This is a genomic window from Nocardioides oceani, from assembly GCF_030412965.1.
GTDB classification, from domain to species: domain Bacteria; phylum Actinomycetota; class Actinomycetes; order Propionibacteriales; family Nocardioidaceae; genus Nocardioides; species Nocardioides oceani.
In genome coordinates this window covers 1-560 of sequence record NZ_JAUHJQ010000052.1, presented here as the reverse complement: position 1 = coordinate 560, position 560 = coordinate 1, and the positions used below count along the sequence as shown (strand labels likewise).

1 protein-coding gene is annotated in these 560 nt (G+C 47.9%); it reads right to left on the bottom strand.

The features are described from left to right. Positions 1 to 514, bottom strand: a 514-nt coding sequence (locus QWY28_RS23245) for a glycosyl hydrolase family 28 protein (RefSeq protein WP_300955297.1), incomplete at its 3' end; no start/stop codon positions are given. Positions 515 to 560 lie beyond the last annotated feature (46 nt).

The window sequence follows — 560 nt, the reverse complement described above, 5'->3', positions numbered from 1 at the left end:
CGCCGGTTGAGCTGGAGACGTCGAATCCGTCGGTGTTGTGACCTCCTTGTGAATCTCCGGCGCTAACATCAATGGTGAATCGATCTAGAACGGTGTCACTAGCAGAGTTGATTGAAACGCATTGATGGGGACAGTTTAAGAGTTTGATGTTGTTCAGATTTGATCCGCCGGTGGTCTTGATTCTGAAGAATTTGGGCTTCTTTTTTCCTTTGTCTCCTTTACCGTCCCACCATTTAGCACCTTGTCCATCCAAAGTGGCACCGGTACCCACAACGGTTACTTTGCTTCCTTTGATTTCAATCAGCGGTCCTTCCCACTCAGCATATCCCCACTTCAAAGTACCTTGGAAAGTCAAAGTAGCTCCGCTTTTCAAGTTAAGTGCCAATGTCGTTTTCGCTGGTACGGTGAGGTCCTTAAGAATCAAGGCGCTGCAGCTTTGTACGGCTGCGGCGACATCAGCGTATTTTGTAACGGTACAACTTGCTTCCACCGGCTCAAGAGGTGAAGCAGACACCGCTGCAACAATAGCTAGGATAGCAACTAAGTTAACGTACATGATT